Genomic DNA, 22,289 nt, shown 5'->3' on the forward strand with positions numbered 1-22,289 from the left:
TCTCCACCGCTGGACACCGCTCGAAGTTCCGCCATGCACGCTGACCTGCTGATGCCGTGCAGGCCTATTGAAACCCGGTGGAAGCCGCGGTCTCGCCCGCCGCGCCATGAGCAGGTCCTGCCGGGCCTCGCGGCGGTGTCCCCAGCTCGCGTGCCGCCAAGGCCCAGCTGAGTTCCACCGCGGTGTCCGGAGCGTCCAGGCTGGTGCCGGTGAGCTCCTCGAAACGGCGCAGCCGGTAGCGGACGGTGTTGACATGGACGTGTGCGCTGCGAGCGACGTCGCGGATGTGCCGTCCGCTCTCCAGGTATCCCCGCACCGACTCCTCGATGAGCGCACCGAACTCCCCCTCCGCCTCCAGCGGGCGCAGATAGCGGTTGAGCAGCAACTCGGCGAGTTCCGGTTCGGCGACGACCGCCACCCGCCACGAGAGGTCGCCCAGGTCGTACACGCCGCGCAGACCGTACGCACGGGCGGCCTGCAGCAGCCGGCCGGCGGCGCGGTAGGAGCGGTGCACCGCGGCCAGGTCCGTCGGCGGGCCCAGTCCCGCCGTCACCTCCAGGTCACCGGTCTCCGGCTTTGCCTCCACGACCCCGGCGACAGCCTCGTCCAGCACGGTGAGCAGCGTGCTTCGCCCGTTCCTGCGGCCGTGGGACTCCAGGGAGCGTTCCAGCGCATCCGGATCCATGGTGCCGTTCGGTACAGCCGTGACGGCCCGGTACGCCCGCGACGGGTCCAGTCCGTAGATCGCCGCACCGCTGTGGATCTCCGCCGCGCTCAGCGTCCCGTAGAGCAGTCCACGCAGGAAGCCGGCACGGCGGCGGGCGTCGGACAGGGCGGAGGCGACATCCGCCTGCCGGTGGACGGCGGCGATCTGCAGACTCGCGACGTCCGCGAGCTCCCACAGGCACTTGGTGCGGTCGACGACGAGGCCGGGGTCAAGGCCGCATTCGGTCGCCTCGGCGATGAACAGATCCCGTATCGCGCTCAGCCCCCGGCGGAAGGCGCGGAGCCCGTCGCTGAGCGGCACGCCCCGGGCGGCCCGGTCCCGGGCCACATCGGCTTCGTCGAAGTCCTCCGGCGCGGGCACCGTCCCCTCTCGCACCACCGCGAGAGCCCGCTGAAAGTGCCGATGCCAGATCTGGTCCAGGAACTCCCGCGGGACCGCGCGGTAGGACGGGATGTGGTCCGTCAGATCCGCGTGCAATCGCCCGCCCAGGTGCCCCTGCTGCGCGACCATCGCGGCGATGACCCGTTCGAGCGGCGCCGCCGCGCCCGACTGCCCGCCCATGGCCCTCATCTCCGCCCCTCGAACACCGTCCGTTGTGCAACGGAACAATATGCGGCCCTCCGGCCTTGGCCGGGGAGCCGTCGACAGTCCGCCGCCCCCGAAAGCACAGTGGCAAGGCGGCAAAGGGTGCCCGTATCGACGCGCCCGCGACGAGACGTCGATCGACCGTGCTCGGAGCCGCCCTCGTGCCACCGCCCCACCCCGACGAAGAGTGCGGAGACCACCATGACCGACGAACACCGTCACCGCCCCCACCGCGCCGCCCCGGACACCGGCCCACGCCTCGCGCCGCTGCCCGAGGACGGTTGGGACCCGGCCACCCGGGAGCTGCTGGCCGGCATTCCCCGGGACGCCGACGGCCACCTCGCCAACGTCTTCACCACCTTGGTGCGCCACCCCGGCCTCTTCCGGCACTTCCTGCCGTTCGGCAGCCATCTGCTGCGCGACGGCCGCCTTCCGGACCGGACCCGGGAACTGCTGATCCTGCGCACCGCTTACAACACCGGGGCGAGTTACGAATGGGGGCGACACGTACCGCTGGCCAGGGCCGCCGGGGTCACCGACGAGGAGATCCGGCGGGTCGGCGCGGGCCCGGACGCCCAGGGCTGGACGGCGGCCGACGCCCGTCTGCTGCGCGCCGCCGACGAACTGCACCGGGACGCACGTCTGTCCGCGGCCACCTGGTCCGCACTCGCCGCCGATCACGACGAGGCACAGCTGATCGAAGTCACCATGCTCGTCGGTCAGTACCACATGGTCGCGTTCTTCCTGAACTCCGCGGGGACCCGGCTCGAGCCCGGCTACGAGACGGAGACCCTGCCCGGGGCCGGCGCGGACGGGGACGCGGACGCGGACGCGGAGGAAGGGACACACACCGATGCCTGAGCCCCGGCACCACGCCACCCACCCGGTCGGCCTCCTGACCGGCCGTAACGTACTGGTCATCGGCGCGGGTACCCGACCCAGCGACGATCCGGCGGCTCCGGTGGGCAACGGGCGGGCGGTTGCCGTGCTCGCCGCCCGCGAGGGAGCGTCCGTGGCCTGCGCCGACGTTTCCCCCTCCGCCGCGGCGACCACCGCCGCCCTCGTCGGTGAGGAGGGCGGCCGCGGCCTCCACGTGGTCGGTGACGCCACGGACCCCGGCCAGTCCTCGGCCATGGTCGCCCAGGCCCTGCGTGAACTCGGCGCCCTCGATGCGATCGTGGTCAACGTCGGCATCGGCCTCGGCGCGGGTCTGGCGGAGACCTCGCCGCAGCAGTGGGAACGCGTGCTCTCGCTCAACCTGAGCGCCCCCTTCTTCGCCGCCAAGTACGGACTGCCCGCGATCGCCGACGGAGGATCGATCGTCTTCGTCGGTTCCGTGGCCGGACTGCGCGCGGCCACCAACTCGCCCGCCTACGACAGTTCCAAGGCGGGCCTGTTCGGTCTCACCCGCCATGTCGCCAAGGAGGGCGCGCCGCGCGGGATCCGCGCCAACCTGGTCGTCCCCGGCCTGATCGACACCCCGATGGGCCGCGAGGCCTCGGCCCGGCGGGCGTCACGTTCCACCTCGTTCACCCGCATACCGCTCGGCCGCCAGGGCACGGCCTGGGAGGTGGCCGAAGCCGTCACCTTCCTGCTCTCGGACCGCGCCTCCTACATCACCGGGCAGAGCCTGGTGGTGGACGGAGGGCTGAACGCCGTCTGAGCACCTGGGCGCCTGTCCGCACGGTGCCGAGGGGGCGGGGACGGTCCCGAGGGTCAGGGCATCGACCGGGACCGCCCCCGCCGGCTCACTTCGTCAGCGGGCCGAACTCCTTGCGGGTGTCCACCGGCTTGCCGAACAGCTGCCACCGCTCGCCCTTGAACCGCATCAGCTGCATCGTCTCGAGCGGGAAGGCGTCGCCGGGCCCCGTGGACATCGTGACACCGGGCAGCAGCAGGCCCACCTTCACGGCCTTCAGGCTGCGCACGGCGTCCCGCAGCCCTTCCCTGGTCGGGCACTTCATCGCGTCCAGGGCCTTGTGCAGGCTGGAGGCGACGGCCCAGCCATAGGCGTTGAACTGGTTGGCCGGGTCGGCGTCGGGAGCGTACTTGTGCATGGCGCTCATGTAGGTCTTCATCTCGGGGTCGTTCGCCCACTGCGGGTCGGCGGGGTCCTTGAAGTAGGTCGCCGAGACCACGCCCTGGACGTTCTTGAACCCGACGGGCTGGAGCACGGCTGCCGACGAAGACACATTGTTGACGATGTGCAGCGGGTTCCACTTGGTGTTCTTGGCATCGGCGGCGAGGGCCTGGCTGCCGAACTTGGGGGTGGTGACGTCCAGCAGCACGTCCGCCTTGGAGCGGGCGAGGCTCGCCATCTGAGCCGACACGGACGGGTCGGTGACTTCGTAGCTCTCCGCGGCGACCACCTTGATGCCGCTGCCGGCGACGGCCTTCTTGAACCCGCCGAGCAGGTCCTTGCCGAAGTCGTCGTTCTGGTAGAGGACCGCGACCTTGGCCTTCGGCTTCCTGTCCTTGAGGTACTTGGCGTACACCCTGGCCTCGGCCACGTAGTTGGGCTGCCACCCGATGGTCCAGGGATGCTTGGTGTCCGTGCCCCAGACGGAGGCGCCCGTGGCGACGAAGGGCTGCGGCACCTTCTGCTTGTCGAGGTAGTCCCACACGGCCGCCGTGGACGGGGTGCCCAGAGTCTGGAACACGGCGAAGACCTTCTCCTGCTCGACGAGTCTGCGGGCCTCCTCGACCGCCTTGGGCGGCTGGTAGCCGTCGTCGCGGACGATGAGCTGCACCTTGCGGCCGTCTATGCCGCCCTTGTCGTTGACGTACTTGAAGTAGGCGGCCACGCCCTTGCTGATCGTGCCGTACGCGGAGGCAGGTCCCGACAGCGGGTAGATCCCGCCCAGCTTGATGGTCTTGTCGGTGATGCCGGTGGTCTGCTGGCCCTTGCACGCGCCACCGGCGGTGGTGGACTGGTCGTCCTGTCCTCGCTGGCTGCTGCAGGCGGTTGCGGTGAGCAGGGCGGCGGTCGCGGCCGCGGCCGCCCGCAGTGCGGTCGTCTTGCGCATGTGACTCATTCCTTTTCCGTGCGGGGCGGTGCGCCCACGGGTTCGGCGTCGACAACTGCGGGGTCCGCAGGGTCGTGGGTGACGGAGGGTTCGGATTCGGTCCGGGACTCCGGCTCCGCTTCGGGCGCGGATGCGGATGCGGCCTCCGGCATCCGGTCGAGGGCGGCAGCGGTACGGGGCAGACGACGCACGACAGCGCCCATGACACGGCCCGGCAGACCGGCCAGTCCCGTCGGGGCCACGAACATCACCGTGATGATCAGCAGGCCGAACACCACTCCCGGTGCCGCCTCGCTGACGTCCTGGGACACGCTCGGCACGTACATCACGAACGCCGCCCCCAGCAGGGGCCCGTACAGCGAGCCGAGTCCCCCGACCACCAGGCCGGCCAGCAGGGTGATGGACAGAACGAAGCTGAAGGAGTCGGGCGAGACGAAGCCGATCACCCAGGTGTACAGGCATCCGGCGACACCCGCGAACATCGCGCTCCACGCGAAGGCGAGGGTCTTGTGCAGCGACAGCCGCACGCCCATGACCTCGGCGGCGCTCTCGTTGTCCCGCACGGCGAGCAGTGCTCGGCCGACCCGGGACCGCAGCAGGTTGCGGGCGAGCAGCAGGGCCACCGCGGTGACGGCGAGGACCACGAAGTACATCCACTGGTCCTCGGCCAGCCCGCTCCAGGCGGGTGGCTGCAGCTTGTCCACGGTCAGGCCCATCGAGCCGCCCGTCACCGGTTCGAGCCGCTTGAGCAAGGGCGGCAGGAACACCGCGAACGAGAGGGTGACCAGCGCCAGGTACAGCCCGCGCAGCCGCAGGGCGGGCACTCCGAACCCGAGACCCAGCAGGAAGCATCCGGCGGCCGCGACCGGCAGCGTGGCCAGGTGGCCGGTGTCGTACCGGTCGAGCATGACCGCCGCCGTGTAGGCCCCCGCCGCGAAGAACGCGCCGTGCCCGAGCGAGATCTGGCCGCCGAAGCCGACCAGCAGGTTCAGGCCGGCCAGCGCCACTGCGTACAGGAGCACCATGGTCAGCTGGAAGACCTGGAAGGGGGCGAAGTAGAACGGTGCGCCGACGGCGACCGCCGCCGCGAGCAGCACGGTGAGCGCGGCGCGCAGCCGCCGGGCCCGGTCGGTGTCGAGTGCCGCTGTGATGGTGTTCATGCGCGCTCCACCGCCGCCCGTCCGAACAGACCCTGGGGCCGCAGCAGCAGTACCGCCAGAATGATCACCAGGGGAACGCCCACCTTCAGATCGGCACCGATCACGTCCACGTACGCCCCGGTCAGCGTCTCGGCGACGCCCACGAACAGGCCGCCGACGACCGCGCCCACCGGGCTGTCGAAGCCTCCGAGGGTGGCCGCGGCGAACGCGTAGATCAGCACCCCGCCCATCATGTTGGGCTCCAGGAACAGCACCGGGGCGACGAGCACGCCCGACACCGCGCCGACGGTCGCCGCCAGCCCCCAGCCGAGCATCAGCACCCGGCCCACCCGGATGCCCGACAGCCGTGCGGAGGAGGGGTTGCAGGCGACCGCCCGCATCACCAGGCCGACGGAGGTGTGCTGGAACAGCAGGTACAGCAGGCCCATCACGACGGCCACCACGCCGAGGATCCCGAGCGTCGACCAGTCCAGGCGCACCCCGGCCAGGTCGAGCCCGCCGTCGGGGAACGGCTGGGGGAAGTCCTTCACGGTGAACGACCAGATCAGGCCGGCCAACGCGTTGACGAAGATGAACAGGCCGACCGTGACGATGACCACCGTCAGCTCGGGCGCGCCCTGCACGGGGCGGATCACGATCCGTTCGACCAGCATGCCGCCGGCGAAGGACACCGCGAGGGTGACCGGCAGCGCCAGCCAGAACGGCATCCCGGAGGCCACCAGCTGCCAGGCGACGTACGTCGAGAGCATGGCCAGCTCGCCCTGCGCGAAGTTGACGATCCCCGTGAACCGGTGGATCAGCACCAGGGCCAGCGCCAGGCTGGCGTACACCGCGCCGGAGCCCAGTCCTTCCACCACTTGCTGCAGAAGATCGGTCACAGCGCTCACCCGGCCTTCCGGGAGAGGACGGAGACACCGAGATACACCTCGGCGACCTGCCCGTCCTCGCGGATCCGTTGAGCCTGTCCGGACAGCACCAGGCGGCCGGCCTCCAGTACGTGCGCCCTGTGCGCGATGTCCAGCGCGAGCTGGGCGTTCTGCTCGACGACGATCACGGTGGTGCGTTCCTCCTCGTTGACGGCACGGACGATCTCGAACAGCTCACGGGTGACCAGCGGCGCGAGCCCCAGGGACGGCTCGTCCAGGAGCAGCAGCGAGGGCCGCAGCATCAGCGCCCTGCCGATGGCGAGCATCTGCTGCTCCCCGCCGCTGAGGCTGCCGGCGGCCTGACGCGACCGCTGGCGCAGTTTGGGGAAGTGGCCGTAGATCCGGTCCAGGTCAGCCGTCACGGCCGCCCGCTCGGTGCGGCCCCGCCGCCGGGGGCCTGTGCGCAGATGGGCGCCGATGCGCAGGTTCTCCTCGACGGTCAGGTCGTTGAAGGTGCCCCGGCCCTCGGGGACGTGCGCCACGCCGAGCCTGGCGGCCTGCTCGGGCGAGCGGCCCAGCAGTTCGGTGCCGTTCAGGGTGACCGAGCCGCGGCCGCGGACCATGCCGCTCAGCGCCCGCAGCGTCGTGGTCTTGCCCGCGCCGTTGGGTCCGAGCATCGCGCACACCTCACCGCGGGCGACGGAGAAGTCGAGGCCCTGGAGCACGCGGGCCTGGCCGTATCCGGCGTGCAGGCCGGATACCTTCAGGAAGTCCGGCTCCGCACTCGCCCGGGCCTCGGTGCGGTCGGTGGTGGGCTCGCTCATGCGGCCACCCCCAGGTACGCCTCGACGACCGCAGGGTCGCGCTGGATCTCCTCCGGCGAGCCCTCGGCGATCTTGCGGCCGAAGTCGAGGCAGACCACCTTGTCGCACAGGCCCATCACGAACCCCATGTGGTGTTCGACCACCACGAGAGTGAGGTCGAAGTCCTGGCACACCGACCTGACCAGATCCGCGAATTGGCCGACCTCGCCGTGGCTGAGCCCGTTGACGGGTTCGTCGAGCAACAGCAGCCGGGGCCGTACCGCGAGCGCCCGGGCGAGTTCGACGCGTTTGAGGGTGCCGAACGGCAGCCCGGCGGCGGGATGGTCGGCGACGTCCGCCAGGCCGAGCCGTCGTAGCAGGTCGTCCGCCTGGTCACGTAGTTCCCTCTCCTCCCGCCGGACGCGGGGCAGCCGGAGCGCCGCGGCGAGGTGTCCGGTGCGCCCCCGGCTGTGGGCGCCGACCATGACGTTCTCCCGGACCGTGAGCTGCGGGAACAGGCCCAGGTTCTGGAAGGTGCGGGCGATGCCGCGCTCTGCCACGGCGTGCGGCGGGAGGGCCAGCAGGTCCTCGCCCTCGAACCGCACGTCTCCCTCATCGGGAGCGCAGCGCCTGGTCAGGCAGTTGAACAAAGTGGTCTTGCCGGCTCCGTTGGGTCCGATGAGCCCTACGGCGGTGCCCGGCTCGACGGTGAATGCGACACCGTCCAGTGCCGTGATCCCGCCGAAGCGCACGGTGATACCGTCGACCGCGAGCATGAGTGACGCCCCTTCCGACGTGCTGGGGGGTGGGCGAGCGTCACAGTAGGTGGGGGCGTTCCAGGCGCACATTGGGTGCGAGCACCCAACTTGCCGGTCGTCGAACTGTGCGCCGCGCACAGGTGGCGGGAGATGTCTCACGCCGAGCCTGTTGACGAAGCACGAGTGGGACAGCGACGATCTGCGCCATGCCTCGCGGTCCTGCCCTGGGCGCCCCCCAATTCTCCGAACCGCTCCGCCGGGAGCGGCGGCGGATCCTGCACGCCGTCCACGACCGCGTGGAGGAGGTGGCGGAGACCGCCGTCGAGGTGATGCGCGCGGAGATCCCGTCGTACGCGCTGCAGGACGAACGGTTCTTCGACGAGGTACGGGAGCAGGTGCTCGAGCACTACCGGATGCAGCTGGCGGCGCTGGCCGGCGACCGCGACATCGCTGCCGAAGACCTGGTCTTCAGCCGGGCGGCAGCCATGCGCAGAGCCCGCGCGGGGTTCGCCCTCGAGGACTGGATCAGTGCCTTCCGGGTCGGTCGGCAGGTGATGTGGGACGCGATGCTGGAGTGCGCGGGCACGTCCGCGGAGGCCCAGCAGGCCGCGCTGTCCCTCGTCACCCCGCTGATGCGGTACGTCGACTACGCCAGCACCCATGCCGCGCAGGCCTACGTCGAGTACCAGCAGCACGTGGTGGCGGATGCGGACCGGGAGCGCCGGGATCTCCTGGACCAGCTCCTGGCGGGCGTGGCACCGGCGCGCGGGCCGCTGTTCGCAGCGGCGCAGGCGTACGGCATCGGACCGCGCTCGCCGATGATGGCGGTCGTGGCGGTGTGCGTCGGCGACACGCGCACGGGGAACCACACCTCGGCCGAGAACGGGTATGCCACCAGCGCGTCGATCAGCGTCGCCGGGCCCTGGGCCGGCCGCACCTTGGTCGTGGTGCGCCACGGTGAGGTGGTGGCCGTGCCCGTGGTCCGGGCCGGCATGAACGCGGAGGACATCTGCGCCCACTTCGAGGCCGTGCAGCGACGGCTCGCGCGGGACGGGACCATGCTCTCCATGGGGATCAGCACGGTCGCACAGGGCGCATGTGAACTGCCGCGCGCCTACGCGGAGGCGCGGGCCGCCCTCGACCTGGTGCCGAGCGGGGGCGGGGTGGCGGCGCTGCCGCGGCTGTCCCCGTTCGACTACCTGGCGCTGCGCGCCGACGACCTCGCCCGCCAGCTGGTCGATCCCCGGGTGCGGGTGCTGCTGGAGGAGGACCGCAGACGTGGCGACACGCTGGCCGCCACCATACGGGCCTTCGTGGAGGCGGACCTCAATCTGCGGCTGGCCGCCGACCGGCTGCGGGTGCATCACAACACGGCGCACTACCGGTTGCGCCGGATCGAGGAACGGACCGGCCGCAATCCGCGCCGGATCTCCGACCTCCTGGAACTACTGGTCGCCCTCGCCATCCGCGACGGGGCCGGGGAAGGTGGGGATGAGCAGTGAGCGGCATCGTGGAGTCTTCCGGGACCGAGCCGGCATGTCGGCTGCCGGACGGGCCGGCGGGCATGGGCCTGCCGGAGGGGCACGCCGGGCAGGACCGAACGGTCCGGCGTGCGCTGCTGGACGCCGCACTGGAGGTGTTCACCGAGCGCGGTTACACCGACGCCGTTCTCACCGAGATCGCGGGGCGCTCCGGCATCCCGGTGGGCAGCCTGTTCCAGCACTACGGGGGAAAGCGCGGGCTCTACCTCGCGCTCTGGGAGGAGTTCCGGGAGGAGCAGGAGCGCCGGACGGCGGCCACGCTCGCCTCCGAGCGCAGCCGTGGGGTGGACGACCCCATCGCCCTCTTCGTGGCGGGAGCCAGGGCGTACCTGGAGGGCGCCTGGGACAATCGGCGGCTCGGCAGACTCCTTGTGGAGGACGACAGCCCCGCGGGCTTCGACGCGCTGCGCCGCCAGTGGGACCGCGCATGGGTACGGCGCAACGCCCGGCTGCTGGAGGTGGACGAGCGGCAACGCGCCGGCCGGGTCCGGGTGAGTGTGCTGACCACCGTCATCGGAGGGGCGGCGCGCGAGCTGGGCGACTGCGGGGACGAGACGGAGGCCCGGGAGATCGTGGACGAGGTGTGCGGCATCCTGATCCATCTGTCGGCACCGCCCGGCTGAAGCGCCCGGCGCATGGCCGGGGCAACAGGAGCGGCCACGGCCCGACGAGGCTGGGACGGTGCTGCCGCGGCTCTCCCCGTCCGGTATCAGGGTGGGTCGGATTCGACCGGCCGAGCCCGATCCGGTCAGGGACAGGCGGTCCGGCGGAGTCGACGCCGAGGGTTTCCGAATCAGCGGCTCACGCCCCGGCGTCGACTCCGACGACGTCCGAGCTAGACACCGCTGCCGAATTGCCTGAACGGGACCGCGTCACCGAGGAGCTGGCCGCCGTCGATCACCATCGTCTCGCCGGTGATCCAACTCGCGGCGTCCGAGACGAGAAAGGCGACCGCCGAGGCGATGTCGGCGGGCTCCCCGATGCGCCCCAGTGCCGTCGAGGCGGATACGGCCTGCTCGTGGTCCTTCCACAGAGCCTCGGCCAGCTTCGTGCGCACCACACCCGGTGCCACCGCGTTGACGCGTACCTTCGGCGAGAGTTCCAGGGCCAGTTGCTTCGTGAGGTGGATCAGTGCGGCCTTGGACGCGTTGTACAGGCCGATGTTCGCCTCGAAGGCCATGCCCCCGACCGACGCGGTGTTGACGACCGCGCCGCCGTGCTCACCCATCCAGGCCCGCGTGGCCAGACCCGTCCACAAGAGGGGAGCCCACAGGTTCACGTCGAAGGTCTTGGCGAACCTGCCGTGGTCCTGGTCGATGAGGGGCCCGAAGGCCGGGTTGGTCCCCGCGTTGTTGACGAGGATGTCCAGGCTCCCGAAGCGCTCGAGCGTCAGGTCGACACAGCGCCGGGCCGCTTCTTCGTCGACCGCGTGGGCGCCGACGCCGACCGCGGTGCCCCCGACCTGGGCCGCGGCGGTGTCCGCCGCCTCCTGGGACCGGGAAGTGAGGACGACGTTCGCGCCGGCGGCGGCGATGGCCTGGGCGATCGCGAGCCCGATACCGCGTGAGGCGCCCGTGACGACGGCGGTGCGACCGGTGAGATCCATTCCTGCCATCTCAGCTCACCACTGCCGCGTCGCGGTACCGCCGCAGTTCGTGACCGGCGATGGCCCGCTTGTGGACCTCGTCGGGGCCGTCCGCCAGCCGCAGCGTCCGCAGCTGGGCGTACATCATCGCCAACGGGAAGTCCTCGGTCACTCCTGCTGCTCCGTGCACCTGGATCGCACGGTCGATGATCTTCAACGCGATGTTCGGGGCGGCCACCTTGATGGCCGCGATCTCGGTGCGTGCTTCCTTGTTCCCGACCGTGTCCATCAGGTACGCGGCCTTGAGCGTGAGCAGGCGGATCATCTCGATGTCGATACGCGCTTCCGCGATCCAGTCCTGGATGTTGGACCGTTCGGCAACCGGACTGCCGAAGGTCACCCGTGACTGCGCACGCCGGCACATCAGCTCCAGCGCCCGCTCGGCCGCGCCGATGGCCCGCATGCAGTGGTGGATACGACCGGGCCCGAGCCGGGCCTGGCTGATCGCGAATCCCTCTCCCTCGCCCTTGAGGAGGTCCTTGGCCGGCACCCGTACGTCGGTGAAGTCGATTTCGGCGTGCCCCTCACGGTCCTGGTAGCCGAACACCGGCAGGCCGCGCAGCACTGTGATCCCGGGGGCGTCGATCGGGACGACCATCATCGACTGCTGCCGGTGCGGAGCAGCGGTGGGATCCGTCTTCCCCATGACGATGAGCACCTTGCAGTTGCGGTGCAGGGCGTTGGACGCGAACCACTTGCGGCCGTTGAGCACGTACTCGTCGCCGTCGCGCTCCATCCGCAACTCGATGTTGGTGGCGTCGGAACTGGCGACACGCGGCTCGGTCATCGCGAAGGCGGAGGCCATCGTGCCGTCGAGCAGAGGCTTGAGGTACTTCTCCTTGTGCTCGTCGCTGCCGAACAGCGTGAGCACCTCCATGTTGCCGGTGTCGGGAGCGTTGCAGTTGCACGCTTCGGAGGCGATGTGACTGCGCCCCATGATCTCCGCCAGCGGCGCGTACTCGAGGTTCGTCAGCCCCGGCCCCCACTCGGGGTGCGGGTGGAAGAGGTTCCACAGTCCGCGCCGCCGCGCCTCCGTCTTGAGGTCCTCGAGGATCGGCGGATGGAAGTGCGGGTCACCCGAGGCCCGCATCTGCTCGTGGTACACCGACTCGGCGGGGTAGACATGCGAGTCCATGAACTCCAGCAGATCCGCCTGGTACTTCCTGGCTCGGTCCGACGTCTCAAACAGGGACATCTGCACTCCTGACAGGGGGTAGGGAAGGAAAATTCGATGGGCGCTTTTCGAGGTGGCCGGCCACACCTTCGACGAGATCGGCCCCGCGGAACGACTGGAGCATGAGGCTTTCGGCCCGGGTCACGGAGTCGGCGTAGGTGCCGCCCGCGTCGTTGTGCAGTTGGCCCTTGATGGTGGCCATGGACCCCGGCGAACAGCGCGTCGCCAGGTCGTCGGCGTACGCGACAGCCGCATCGACCACGCCGCTGGGGACCAGGTGGTCGAGGAGTCCGATACGCAGTGCCTCCTCGGCGTCCACCATGCGGCTCGACAGCAGCAGGTCCGTGGCCCGGCTGTGTCCCACCAGCCGGGGCAGCAGCCAGGAGATCCCGTACTCGGCGATCAGACCACGCCGCGCGAATGCCGTGGTGAATCGGGCCGAGGGCGAACCGAAGCGGATGTCGCAGTAGAGCGCCTCCACCATGCCCAGGCCCGCGGCCACCCCGTTGACCGCGCCGATCAGCGGTTTGCGCAGGGTCAGCGGCACGTCGCGCGGCCGGCGCCGCGCCCTGTCCGCCGCGGTGACCTCGCCCCTCTCAGCGACCGCCTGCAGCCGCTGGAGGTCGGCACCGGCGCAGAATCCTCGGCCCGCGCCGGTGACCACGACGGCGCGTACGTCCGGATCGTCTTCGGCGGCGGCGAGGAGCGCGAAGTAGCGGTCTTCGAGTTCGTCGGTCCAGGCATTCAGCTTGGCGGGCCGGTTGAACGTGAGCACCAGGACGGGCCCGCGGTGCTCGGCGAGGACGAGCTCGCCCGGCGCGCCGGTCATGCCTGTCCCAGCAGGGAGCTCTGGTAGCGGCGCATCCCGCGCAGCCACCGGTCGTAGTCCGCGCCCTTCTGCCGGTACATGTCCAGCACCTCTTCGTGCGGCAGGATCAGGAAGCGCTCGTCCTCGATCGCGGCGAGGACGGCCTCGGCGACCTCGGCTGGCTCCAGGACCTCACCCGCGGACGTGACGGCCTGCGCCGCCGCTCGCCCCAGCGCGTCCCCGGAGTCCTTCCCGGCGGACAGCATCCGGGTGTTCACCCCCATCGGGCACAGACAGCTGACCCGGACCCCGCGATCGCCGTACGTGACACTCAGCCATTCGGCGAAGCCGACTGCGGCGTGCTTGGTGACGGCGTACGTGGCGGAGCCGATCTGCGTGAGCAGCCCAGCGGCCGAGGCGGTGCTGACGAAGTAGCCCTCACCGCGTTCGAGCCACTGCGGCAGCAGCAGTGTTGCCGCGCGGATGTGGGCGCGCAGGTTGACGTCGATCGAGAGGTCCCAGTCCTGTTCGCTCGCGTCGAGGCCGGGTGCCCCGGCGATACCCGCGTTGGCGAAGTAGAGGTCGACCGGACCGAACGTGCTCTCCGCCAGGTCGATCAGCTGCTGGATCTGCGCGGTGTCCGACGCGTCCGAGCCAGTGCTGACGGTGCTTCCCGGATGGTCGGCGTTGGCCCTCTCCGACACCGCCTGCGCGCTGTCCGCGTCGAGGTCCGCGACGACGACCCGGGCACCTTCGCGAGCGAGCCGCGCGACCAGCGCGCTGCCGATGCCGCCGGCACCACCGGTGACGACGGCGACTCTTTGTGCAACGTTCACAGCGAACCCTCTCCGGGATGGGGGACCGTGCTCGGTCCGAACTGTATAGTTGAATCCGACGTCAAGTTCAACAGATGGGCGCACGTCACCCCACCCAGGGTCGCCGCATGACCCACTGATCCGGGGGACGGAGAAAGAGAGAAACAACCGGCGAACGGCCGTGAGCGGCGGGCTTCGACCCGGCTCGGGCTGCCGGGTCAGCGGTGGTCGGGGAACCGCAGGGCGTTCGCCCAGAGCCGGGTGACCGTGGACACGAGCTCCTCGAAGTCCACCGGCGTGCCTTCTCCCTGCCGTTCGCCGAGCACGAAGGCGTTGTAGGCCATGACGCTGACCATGCCCGACAACGCACGGGAGGCCAGCATCGGATCGACCTCACGGTCTGCGACGCCCCGCGCCTGCAGGTCGGCGATGCCGCGGGCATTGCGGCGGATGAACGCGTCAGCACGCCGGCTGCGGAACCTGCGGAACTCCGGCTCCACTTGCGCGACCTGCTCAAGCAGTGCCATCAGCTTCGCATTGCGCTTGTATGCCTCGAGATACGCGCGATTGCTCGCCTCGAGTACCGCATAGGGATCGTCGGTACCCTCCACCCGGGCCATGCCGGGATGGAGCATGTCCTCCTGTGCCTCCAGGAGGACGGCGGCAAGCACCTCTTCCTTGTTGGCGAAGTAGGTGTAGAACGATCCCGCCGCGCACTGCGCCTCTTTGGTGATGTCGGTCAGGCGGGTGTCGAGGTAGCCGTCCCGTTCGAACACCTTCCGCGCGGCCTTCACCAGAGCGGCTCGTGTCCGCGCTCCGCGCTGCGTGGTGGGAGGCTCGCGAAGGTGCGAGAGGGGCGCCATGGGGGGTGCCTTCTCGCCGTCGATCTCCTCGGGCGCGGTGGTGTCCATCGCGGAAACTGTACTTGAATCCGACGCCATGGTCACAAACTGCGTCCGCCGGAGGAGAGGTGTTCCGTGGGGGCGGCAACGTGGCCGGGCGCGGTGTCCCGGGTCAGACCGGTACGGTCGATGGACCGCTTGAGGATCTTCCCGGTCGGGCCCTTGGGCAGCGCGTCCACGAACCGGACGATCCGTGGGATCTTGTAGGCGGACAGCCGCTCTCGCGCCCACCCCGACACCTCGGCGGCTCCGAGTTCGGAACCGGGCCGGGTGGCGACGAGCGCGGCGACCTCCTCGCCGTAGTGCTCGTCGGGCACGCCGATCACGGCTGCCTCGACGATGTCCGGATGCTCGTAGAGCACTTCCTCGACCTCACCGGGGTAGACGTTGTAACCGCCGCGGATGATCAGGTCCTTGATGCGGTCGACGATGCGCAGGTCGCCGTCCGAGTCGGTTTCACCGAGGTCACCGGTCCGGAACCAGCCGTCGGACGAGAGGGCCGCGGCGGTGTCCGCGGGGCGGTTCCAGTAGCCGCGCATCACCGTGGGTCCCTTGATGTGGACCTCGCCGACGGTACCCGGCGGACACTCGTTGCCGTCGTCGTCACGCACCTGAACCTGCAGCCGTGGGACTGCCCTGCCGGTGTAACCGGTCTTGGCGCCGCGTACAAGGTCGTTGAAGGTGCCGAAGGCGGTGGTTTCGGTGAGCCCGTACCCTTCGAGGATGGTGCAGCCGAAGCGGGCCTCGAAGGCCCGGGCGATCTCCCCGGGCAGCGAGGCGCCGCCGGAGACGGCGACACGGAGTTCGGCGAAGTCCGCCGGGTTCGCATCGCCCGCCGCGTGCAGCAGCGCGTTCCACATGGTCGGTACGCCGGCCATGATGGTGAGCCGGTCGCGGCGCAGCATCTCGAGCATCGACGCCGGGTCGAATCGGGCCAGCAACGACATCGAGCCGCCCACGGTCAAGGTCGCCATCATGACCGATGCCTGGCCGAACACGTGGAACAGCGGGAGTCCGGTGCCGGTACGGTCGGCGCTCGAGGCGCGGCTGCACTCGGCGCCGATCTCCCCGGCGGACAACAGGTTCCCGACAGTGAGTCGGGCCCCCTTCGGCCGCCCCGTGGTGCCCGAGGTGTACAGGATGGCCGCGGTCTCGTCGCGGTCCCGGTCGACCACACGGGCAGGAGCCGCACCGGTGACCGACGCGCCCGGGGACAGCGTCCAGAAGGACACCTCGAGCGCCGCGGCCGCCTCCGCGACGGCGGGGCCGAGGGCATGCCAGGCGATCGCCAATGAGCAGCCGGAGTCGCCGAGAACGTACTCGACCTCGGCCCGGGTGGACATCGTGTTGACCGGCACCACGACGCAGCCCGCGGCCTGAATCCCGAGGTAGGCCACCACGAACTCGGGCACCGACGGCGCCGCGAGAAGCACTCGGTCCCCGGGAGACAGGCCCGCGGCGGACAGGGCGCCCGCGTACCGCACGCTCGCCTCGCGCAACTGAAGATAGGTCCACTGATCCCTGGCGCCGCGCAGCGCGATGTTGTCGGGAGTGGCGGCCGCGTGGCGGCACACAGGATCGATAACGCTGGCCATGGACGGTGCCTTCCTGGATGTGGGCAGGTGACGGTGCGGCTCTTCCCCCTTGCCGATCAGTCGACTCGGTCGATCGGTCAGGCGCTGATCCCGAAACGTTCGGCGAGTTGGCGACGGGTGTCGGTGGCGCTGGTGTGCAGTACGCCGGCGATTCCGATCCGCGCCGCCCCGTCGAGGTTCTGTTGCAGATCGTCGATCATGACTGCCTCCTCGGGGTCGACGCCGAGTCGTTCACATGCGATCGCGTAGATCCGTCTGGAGGGCTTGCGGATCCCGACCACGGCGGAGATGACGACCACATCGGCGAGGCCGGCGAGGTCGACGCCGTCGTAGGTACCGGTACCGAACGAGTTGGACACGAGCGCGACGGGATGGCCGGCGGCTCGAAGATCACCGAGCAGGGCGAGCATGTCCTGGTCGATCGACATACCCGTTTGCATCCGGGCCGTGAGCCCCTCGGCCTCGACGTCGGCGCCGTGGACTCGGAGACGTTCAGCGAATCCTCGCTCGAAGGCCTCGGCGTCGATCCGGCCGCACTCGTGGTCGGCCAGGAGGGTGCGTGACGGCTGGTCCCGGCTGAGCAGGTCCAACGGCAGGCGCGGGTCGCCGCCGAGGGAGGCGCCGAAGTCGGTGAAAGCCCGCAGCACACTGGAGGTGATCACCCCGCCGAAGTCCGCCAGGACCGCGGTTCGGGTCTTTTCCACCGCGTTCACCATGGTATCTGCGCCTCTCTCGTAGTTGGTTCGCATCCGGCAGGGATGCCGGGCTCAGGCGACCTCGAACAGTCCGGCTGCGCCCATGCCGCCGCCGACACACATCGAGATCACCACATACCGGACGCCGCGGCGCTTGCCCTCGATGAGGGCATGCCCCACGAGCCGGGCACCGGTCATTCCGTACGGATGACCGACCGAGATCGCGCCGCCATCGACGTTGAACCGCTCGGGGTCGATGTGCAGTTCGTCGCGGCAGTACAACGCCTGGGAGGCGAAGGCCTCGTTGAGCTCCCACAGGCCGATGTCGTCGATGGTGAGGTTGTGCTGCTTCAGCAGCTTCGGAATGGCGAACACCGGCCCGATGCCCATCTCGTCCGGGCCGCAACCGGCGACCGTCATGCCCCGGTAGATGCCCAGCGGTTCCAGTCCGCGGCGCTCGGCCTCCGTCGACTCCATCAACACCGACGCCGAGGCCCCGTCCGACAACTGCGAGGAGTTGCCCGCCGTCACGCTGGCATGCGCACTCACCTGGCCGTCGGGCAGCACCGGCGCCAGCCCGGCCAGGCCTTCGAGCGTCGTCGACGCACGGTTGCCCTCGTCCCGGGTCAGGGTGACCTCCTCGTGCCGCACCTCCCCGGACTGCTTGTCGAGCACGTTCTTGACGCTGTCGAGCGCGACGATCTCCTGGTCGAACCGGCCGGCCTCCTGCGCCGCCGCGGTGCGTTGTTGTGACAGCAGCGCGAACTCGTCCTGGCGTTCCCGGCTCACGCCGTACCGTTCGGCGACGATCTCCGCCGTCTGCAACATCGGCATGTAGATGCCGGGCTTGTGCTCGACCAGCCAGGGATCCGCCATGCGGCGGGTGTTCATGTGCTCGTTCTGCACGAGGGAGATCGACTCGACACCGCCGCCGACAGCGATCTGCATGCCGTCCACGACAATCTGCTTGGCGGCCGTCGCAATGGCCATCAGGCCCGACGAGCACTGCCGGTCGATCGACATCCCCGACACCGTGTCCGGAAGCCCTGCACGGAGGGCGGCCTGACGCGCGACATTGAAACCGGCTGATCCCTGCTGCACGGCACAGCCGAAGATCACGTCCTCGACCTCGCCCCCCGCGAGCCCGGCGCGCCGTACGGCGTGGGACAGGGCATGGGCGGCAAGTTCCTGCGCCTGGGTGTCGTTGAACGCGCCGCGGTAAGCCTTTCCGATCGGCGTCCGTGCGGTCGAAACGATGACTGCTTCCCTCATGTCGCCTCACTGTTTCTTGTGGTCCGGTTCGCCCCAGAGCCGCGCGAGCGGAATTTCGGGCTCCGCGAGCCGGGCTCGATGCCGGTAGTCGGTGCCGAACGCCAACTGCGGTGCGGGGAAGGCTCATTGACCGCCTCCCACGGTGACCGATGGCATGAGCCATGGCCGCAGGGGGGACGGGAGTCGTCCTCCGGATCCGGTTATAGTTGAATCCGGCGTCATGTTCAACCAGGTGGCTCACCGCCGCCAGGAAGCGCTCATGCTCACGACCTTGACAGCCCACCCCTCCCACCTGGAGGCTACCGACCAGTCGGTATGAAGAGGTGGATCGTGACCGAGCTGAGCATCTCCACCGGCGCGGGCGTGTTCGACGCGATCGCGGCGGGTCCGCCCGGGGGCCGCCCGGCGCTGCTGCTGCACGGCTTCCCGCAGACGGGACTGGTGTGGCAACGGCAGATCGCGGCGCTGGCCGCGCACGGCTACCGGGTGGTGGCGCCCGACCAACGTGGGTACTCCCCCGGCGCCCGGCCCCAGCGGCCCGAGGACTACCGCATCGGCCTTCTCGTCGACGACGTCGTCGCGATCACGGAGGAACTGGGCTGGGAGACGTTCGACCTGGTCGGCCACGACTGGGGAGGGGCGGTGGCCTGGTGGACCGCTGACGCCCACCCCGGCCGCGTACGCACCCTGACGGTTGTCTCGACGCCTCATCCCGGCGCTCTGGCCACCGCCCTGCGCACCGACGAGGACCAGCGCGAACGCTCGCACTACATGATCGACTGGCGCGAGACGCCCGCGACCGAGGAGCGCATGCTGGCCCACGATGCCCAGATGCTCCGCGCCATCTACGCCGAAAAGGTCCCACAGGACAGTGCCGAGGCCTATGTGCGGCACCTGTCCCAGCCGGGCGCTCTCACCGCCGCGCTGAACTGGTACCGGGCAGGCCGCCCCGACGGCGCGATCGGCATCGTCGACGTGCCCACGCTGTACGTCTGGAGCACGCAGGACAGCGCGTTCGGCCCGGTCGCGGCACAGGAGACCGGGCGGTGGGTCACAGGGCCGTACCGCTTCGAGACCCTCCAGGGTGTCAGCCACTGGGTTCCCGAGGAAGCGCCGGAAACGCTGAGCCGCCTGCTGCTCGAACACCTGCGAGCGCACGGCTAGTACGGAACCGCAGCGCACATCCCATTCGCCGACGATCCGAAGAGGTGGCCCATGAAGACAGCGCGCGCGGCCTGGCGCGGACTCGAGCCCGTACACGGCATGATCTACTTCGTGCCCGAGGCAAGGCGGCGGTACAAGGACCTCGGACTGAGCGGACGCGCCGGCTACTTCACCTCCCGAAGCGCCGCGTTCGGCCGAGCATCCGCCGAGCTGGTCATCTCGACCTTCTACAACTTCAACCCCGCTTTCGTGCGGCAGGCGGTCGACGGGGCCTGGGAGGCGACGACGCCGCAGCAGGTGCTGGACGCTCGCTACGCCGGGGCGGGCGAGGCCCTGCGGCGGGCGGGAATCCACGAGCTGCCCGAGTTGGCCGAGGTCGTGGCGCTGACCCGCCGGGCGGCCGAGGCGGCCTGCGAACAAGCCCAGGGCCGCCCGCTCTTCGCCGCGCATGCCGCACTGCCGTGGCCGGAGGAGCCGGTGCTGCAGCTGTGGCACGCCCAGACGTTGCTCCGGGAGTTCCGTGGAGACGGCCATGTCGCATGCCTGCTGAGCGAGGGCGTCGGGGGCTTGGAAGCCCTGATTCTGCACGCCGCCACCGGTGAGGTTCCCGTCGACTTCCTCAAGGCGAGCCGCGCATGGCCCGAGGAGGAGTGGGGCGGCACCCAGGAGCGCCTACGCGAGCGAGGTCTCCTAGACGGTGACTCCCTCAGTTCGGAAGGCTTGATCCTGCGTCGGCACATCGAGGACCGCACCGACCGCCTCGCCCTTCCCGCCTACGCCGCTCTGGGTGACTCCGATTGTGAGCGTCTCGCCGAACTTGCGAGCCCCTTCGGCCGCGCAGTGGTCGAAGCCGGCCTTCTCAAACTCGGCTGACCGCCGACCCGTGCCGTGAAGACGAGCGACGGCTCGCACCGATCGACGGAACCGGCTCGCCCGTCTCCGGAGGGCCACTGAGCCACGCCGGCACGAACGACGCAACCCACACCGTCTCTTCCACCACCGACCGGTCTCTTGGGTTGCGTCGTGCAAGGCGGTCCTGGCGTTCGCAGCCCCGGACAGGGAGTCGGAACTGTCCGGGTTGATCACCATGTCGCAGGACAACGGGTACCGGCCAGTAGGTACGGGCGATCAAGAGGTACGCGTCGAGCTTTTTCGCATAGTCGCTGCAGAGGCGGTGCGCCCGCCCCTCTGGGCGCTCGAGCGGCTTCCACGATGCCGTCTCTATCCGGTCATTCCCCTGCCGACCAGTAGACACGTGAACTCAGTGGATGGAACGCTCCTTACAGAGCATGAACGATTCACATGCCGTTCGCAGCCCGCCGGGCCCTGCTCCGGCCCGCCTCGCCGCTCGAGCGCCACGCCGGAAGGCGCCCGGCCGTGTTTCTCACACGAGCCGCATCTGCACCAGCAGGAAGTCGTCGCATCAGCCGAGTCCTCCCCTTCCTCGCCGAGAGGAGTGCACTGATGAACGTCCGCACCAGCCCGGCGGCACTGGCCGTCGTCCTCGCCACGGCCGTAGCACTCGCCGCACCCACAGCCAAGGCTGTCGCAACGCCCGCAGCCGCCGGACCGACGGAGTTCACTGTGGACACCACGTCCGACGCGGTCGATGCCGATCCGTCGGACGGCCTGTGCCGCACCACGTCGGGCGCTTGCAGCCTGCGCGCCGCCGTGATGGCCGCCAATGCCCGCCAGGGCAGCACCATCACACTGCCTCCGGGCCGCTACCAGTTGACGATCCCGCCCGATCCCCGCAAGATCATCGGAGACCACCCCGACCCGACCACGGGTGACCTGAACGTCGACGCGCCCACCACGATCCACGGCTCCGGCGCACGGACCACCGTCATCGACGCCAACCATCTGGACCGCGCCTTCCGCATGCAGGCGGACACCCGGCTGTCCGACCTGACGATCACTGGGGGAACGGCTCAGGAGCGCGAACTGCCCGTCACCGACACCGGTGGCGGCGGAATCGCCAACGGACACCGCATGACGCTACGACGGGTCGCCGTGACCGGGAACTCCGCGGGCTACGGCGGTGGCATCTTCAACATCCCTGGCTCGCACCTGGATCTGATCGACAGCACCGTCAGCGGGAACGCCGCGGGAGAGGCCGGGGGCATCAGGTTCGACGACAGCGGCACCATGACCAACTCGACGGTCGCCGACAACCGCGTGACGAACCCCGGCGACCGCCCCGGCAGCCTCGCCGGCTACGGCGGCGGGATCGACATCCGCGGCCGGGGCCCCGTGGAGATCCTCAACTCGACCATTTCCGGTAACAGTTCGAGCGACGGGGGAGGTGGGATCAACATCGCCCCCGCCTACCTCGACAGCCTGCCCCATCCGATCCCCGACGTCGTCGATCTGCCCCTCGGGCGACTGACGTTGCGCAACTCCGTCGTCGCCGGCAACACCGTCGCCGGCAACACCGTCGACGGCAAGGCCGCCGACTGCAAGAAGGCCTTCGCCACCATCGCGTCGGAGGGCCACAACATCGACGGCGACGGCAGTTGCTGGCTCACCGCTGCGGGCGACCTGCCCAGCCGTGCGCCGCTGATCGGCCCGCTGGCCGACAACGGCGGCCCCACGGACACCGAAGCGCTGCTGCCGGGAAGCCCCGCCCTGGACGCGGCGGCCGACTGCCCGGTCACCGATCAGCGCGGTGTCGCCCGCCCCCAGGGCTCCGCCTGCGACATCGGCGCCTACGAGCACACGGCATGACCACACCGCTCGCACCGGCATCAGGA

The 22,289-nt window shown here is 70.2% G+C and carries 21 protein-coding genes; 7 read left to right on the forward strand and 14 right to left on the reverse strand.

Translation table 11 applies throughout. The features are described 5' to 3' along the window. Window positions 1-64 precede the first annotated feature (64 nt). Window positions 65-1,288: a PucR family transcriptional regulator gene (locus tag ACIRVH_RS17775; RefSeq protein ID WP_403953802.1), complete on the reverse strand. Its 1,224-nt coding sequence runs from the start codon at window positions 1,286-1,288 to the stop codon at window positions 65-67. Between the two features lie 225 nt (window positions 1,289-1,513). On the opposite strand from ACIRVH_RS17775, the gene ACIRVH_RS17780 reads away from it, so the two are divergent. Further along, window positions 1,514-2,173, forward strand: coding sequence for a carboxymuconolactone decarboxylase family protein (locus ACIRVH_RS17780; protein WP_403953804.1), 660 nt, complete (start codon window positions 1,514-1,516; stop codon window positions 2,171-2,173). Further along, a complete protein-coding gene (locus ACIRVH_RS17785; RefSeq protein WP_403953806.1) occupies window positions 2,166-2,975 on the forward strand; it encodes an SDR family NAD(P)-dependent oxidoreductase in 810 nt (269 codons plus the stop codon). The genes ACIRVH_RS17780 and ACIRVH_RS17785 overlap by 8 nt, the downstream gene beginning before the upstream one ends. A gap of 85 nt (window positions 2,976-3,060) precedes the next feature. On the opposite strand, the gene ACIRVH_RS17790 is transcribed toward ACIRVH_RS17785, so the two are convergent. The 5 genes from ACIRVH_RS17790 to ACIRVH_RS17810 are packed head-to-tail and all read right to left on the reverse strand — an operon-like array spanning window position 3,061 to window position 7,943. Then, window positions 3,061-4,338, reverse strand: a complete 1,278-nt coding sequence (locus ACIRVH_RS17790) for an ABC transporter substrate-binding protein (protein WP_403953808.1) — start codon at window positions 4,336-4,338, stop codon at window positions 3,061-3,063. A gap of 5 nt (window positions 4,339-4,343) precedes the next feature. After that, the gene (locus ACIRVH_RS17795) at window positions 4,344-5,498 is read right to left on the reverse strand and encodes a branched-chain amino acid ABC transporter permease (protein ID WP_403953809.1); all 1,155 of its coding nucleotides are present in this window, start codon (window positions 5,496-5,498) and stop codon (window positions 4,344-4,346) included. Next, entirely contained in the window at window positions 5,495-6,376 is an 882-nt protein-coding gene (locus ACIRVH_RS17800; RefSeq protein ID WP_403953811.1) for a branched-chain amino acid ABC transporter permease, read from the reverse strand. Before ACIRVH_RS17800 ends, ACIRVH_RS17795 begins: the two co-directional genes overlap by 4 nt. A gap of 5 nt (window positions 6,377-6,381) precedes the next feature. Continuing rightward, window positions 6,382-7,188, reverse strand: coding sequence for an ABC transporter ATP-binding protein (locus ACIRVH_RS17805; protein WP_403953814.1), 807 nt, complete (start codon window positions 7,186-7,188; stop codon window positions 6,382-6,384). After that, window positions 7,185-7,943 (reverse strand): ABC transporter ATP-binding protein, encoded by a 759-nt coding sequence (locus ACIRVH_RS17810; protein ID WP_403953817.1) that lies wholly within the window; start codon window positions 7,941-7,943, stop codon window positions 7,185-7,187. The genes ACIRVH_RS17805 and ACIRVH_RS17810 overlap by 4 nt, the downstream gene beginning before the upstream one ends. 188 nt (window positions 7,944-8,131) lie before the next feature. Between ACIRVH_RS17810 and ACIRVH_RS17815 the strand changes: the two genes are divergently transcribed. Both ACIRVH_RS17815 and ACIRVH_RS17820 read left to right on the forward strand, forming a co-directional pair. Then, window positions 8,132-9,427, forward strand: a complete 1,296-nt coding sequence (locus ACIRVH_RS17815; protein WP_403953819.1) for a PucR family transcriptional regulator — start codon at window positions 8,132-8,134, stop codon at window positions 9,425-9,427. After that, the gene (locus ACIRVH_RS17820; RefSeq protein ID WP_403953821.1) at window positions 9,424-10,089 is read left to right on the forward strand and encodes a TetR/AcrR family transcriptional regulator; all 666 of its coding nucleotides are present in this window, start codon (window positions 9,424-9,426) and stop codon (window positions 10,087-10,089) included. The genes ACIRVH_RS17815 and ACIRVH_RS17820 overlap by 4 nt, the downstream gene beginning before the upstream one ends. A 212-nt stretch (window positions 10,090-10,301) precedes the next feature. Here the strand turns inward: ACIRVH_RS17820 and ACIRVH_RS17825 are convergent, their stop codons facing one another. The 8 genes from ACIRVH_RS17825 to ACIRVH_RS17860 form a co-directional block, all read right to left on the reverse strand. Next, complete coding sequence (locus ACIRVH_RS17825; RefSeq protein WP_403953823.1) at window positions 10,302-11,081, reverse strand: SDR family oxidoreductase; 780 nt, start codon at window positions 11,079-11,081, stop codon at window positions 10,302-10,304. Between the two features lies 1 nt (window position 11,082). Next, entirely contained in the window at window positions 11,083-12,306 is a 1,224-nt protein-coding gene (locus ACIRVH_RS17830; RefSeq protein WP_403953825.1) for an acyl-CoA dehydrogenase family protein, read from the reverse strand. Next, window positions 12,293-13,114 carry an enoyl-CoA hydratase-related protein gene (locus ACIRVH_RS17835; protein WP_403953828.1) on the reverse strand — a complete coding sequence of 274 codons (822 nt, stop codon included), beginning with the start codon at window positions 13,112-13,114 and terminating at the stop codon, window positions 12,293-12,295. Before ACIRVH_RS17835 ends, ACIRVH_RS17830 begins: the two co-directional genes overlap by 14 nt. Next, a complete protein-coding gene (locus tag ACIRVH_RS17840; RefSeq protein ID WP_403953831.1) occupies window positions 13,111-13,929 on the reverse strand; it encodes an SDR family oxidoreductase in 819 nt (272 codons plus the stop codon). Before ACIRVH_RS17840 ends, ACIRVH_RS17835 begins: the two co-directional genes overlap by 4 nt. Window positions 13,930-14,126: 197 nt before the next feature. Then, window positions 14,127-14,819 carry a TetR/AcrR family transcriptional regulator gene (locus ACIRVH_RS17845; protein WP_403953833.1) on the reverse strand — a complete coding sequence of 231 codons (693 nt, stop codon included), beginning with the start codon at window positions 14,817-14,819 and terminating at the stop codon, window positions 14,127-14,129. Window positions 14,820-14,851: 32 nt separating this feature from the next. Beyond that, entirely contained in the window at window positions 14,852-16,405 is a 1,554-nt protein-coding gene (locus ACIRVH_RS17850; RefSeq protein WP_403953836.1) for an AMP-binding protein, read from the reverse strand. A 77-nt stretch (window positions 16,406-16,482) separates the two neighbouring features. Further along, window positions 16,483-17,109 carry an HAD family hydrolase gene (locus tag ACIRVH_RS17855; RefSeq protein WP_403953839.1) on the reverse strand — a complete coding sequence of 209 codons (627 nt, stop codon included), beginning with the start codon at window positions 17,107-17,109 and terminating at the stop codon, window positions 16,483-16,485. A gap of 63 nt (window positions 17,110-17,172) precedes the next feature. Then, window positions 17,173-18,372, reverse strand: coding sequence for an acetyl-CoA C-acyltransferase (locus ACIRVH_RS17860; protein ID WP_403953841.1), 1,200 nt, complete (start codon window positions 18,370-18,372; stop codon window positions 17,173-17,175). Between the two features lie 339 nt (window positions 18,373-18,711). Here ACIRVH_RS17860 and ACIRVH_RS17865 point away from each other — a divergent pair, with 339 nt between their 5' ends. The 3 genes from ACIRVH_RS17865 to ACIRVH_RS17875 all read left to right on the forward strand — a co-directional run bounded on the left by ACIRVH_RS17865 (window position 18,712) and on the right by ACIRVH_RS17875 (window position 22,263). Then, window positions 18,712-19,536: an alpha/beta fold hydrolase gene (locus ACIRVH_RS17865; RefSeq protein WP_403953967.1), complete on the forward strand. Its 825-nt coding sequence runs from the start codon at window positions 18,712-18,714 to the stop codon at window positions 19,534-19,536. Between the two features lie 51 nt (window positions 19,537-19,587). Further along, complete coding sequence (locus ACIRVH_RS17870) at window positions 19,588-20,409, forward strand: hypothetical protein (RefSeq protein WP_403953843.1); 822 nt, start codon at window positions 19,588-19,590, stop codon at window positions 20,407-20,409. A gap of 591 nt (window positions 20,410-21,000) precedes the next feature. Continuing rightward, window positions 21,001-22,263 (forward strand): choice-of-anchor Q domain-containing protein, encoded by a 1,263-nt coding sequence (locus ACIRVH_RS17875; RefSeq protein WP_403953845.1) that lies wholly within the window; start codon window positions 21,001-21,003, stop codon window positions 22,261-22,263. The last annotated feature ends 26 nt before the right edge of the window (window positions 22,264-22,289 follow it).

Origin of the sequence: Streptomyces sp. NPDC101165 (assembly GCF_044768135.1) — a bacterium.
Taxonomy (GTDB): domain Bacteria; phylum Actinomycetota; class Actinomycetes; order Streptomycetales; family Streptomycetaceae; genus Streptomyces.

Bases quoted from the DNA above. Each gene is read 5' to 3' on its own strand.
- ACIRVH_RS17815 (WP_403953819.1), top strand. From the start codon at position 8,132: ATGCCTCGCGGTCCTGCCCTGGGCGCCCCCCAATTCTCCGAACCGCTC.
- ACIRVH_RS17830 (WP_403953825.1), bottom strand. From the start codon at position 12,306: ATGTCCCTGTTTGAGACGTCGGACCGAGCCAGGAAGTACCAGGCGGAT.
- ACIRVH_RS17785 (WP_403953806.1), top strand. From the start codon at position 2,166: ATGCCTGAGCCCCGGCACCACGCCACCCACCCGGTCGGCCTCCTGACC.
- ACIRVH_RS17835 (WP_403953828.1), bottom strand. From the start codon at position 13,114: ATGACCGGCGCGCCGGGCGAGCTCGTCCTCGCCGAGCACCGCGGGCCC.
- ACIRVH_RS17805 (WP_403953814.1), bottom strand. From the start codon at position 7,188: ATGAGCGAGCCCACCACCGACCGCACCGAGGCCCGGGCGAGTGCGGAG.
- ACIRVH_RS17875 (WP_403953845.1), top strand. From the start codon at position 21,001: ATGAACGTCCGCACCAGCCCGGCGGCACTGGCCGTCGTCCTCGCCACG.
- ACIRVH_RS17810 (WP_403953817.1), bottom strand. From the start codon at position 7,943: ATGCTCGCGGTCGACGGTATCACCGTGCGCTTCGGCGGGATCACGGCA.
- ACIRVH_RS17870 (WP_403953843.1), top strand. From the start codon at position 19,588: ATGAAGACAGCGCGCGCGGCCTGGCGCGGACTCGAGCCCGTACACGGC.
- ACIRVH_RS17795 (WP_403953809.1), bottom strand. From the start codon at position 5,498: ATGAACACCATCACAGCGGCACTCGACACCGACCGGGCCCGGCGGCTG.
- ACIRVH_RS17860 (WP_403953841.1), bottom strand. From the start codon at position 18,372: ATGAGGGAAGCAGTCATCGTTTCGACCGCACGGACGCCGATCGGAAAG.
- ACIRVH_RS17780 (WP_403953804.1), top strand. From the start codon at position 1,514: ATGACCGACGAACACCGTCACCGCCCCCACCGCGCCGCCCCGGACACC.
- ACIRVH_RS17845 (WP_403953833.1), bottom strand. From the start codon at position 14,819: ATGGACACCACCGCGCCCGAGGAGATCGACGGCGAGAAGGCACCCCCC.
- ACIRVH_RS17825 (WP_403953823.1), bottom strand. From the start codon at position 11,081: ATGGCAGGAATGGATCTCACCGGTCGCACCGCCGTCGTCACGGGCGCC.
- ACIRVH_RS17850 (WP_403953836.1), bottom strand. From the start codon at position 16,405: ATGGCCAGCGTTATCGATCCTGTGTGCCGCCACGCGGCCGCCACTCCC.
- ACIRVH_RS17790 (WP_403953808.1), bottom strand. From the start codon at position 4,338: ATGCGCAAGACGACCGCACTGCGGGCGGCCGCGGCCGCGACCGCCGCC.
- ACIRVH_RS17775 (WP_403953802.1), bottom strand. From the start codon at position 1,288: ATGGGCGGGCAGTCGGGCGCGGCGGCGCCGCTCGAACGGGTCATCGCC.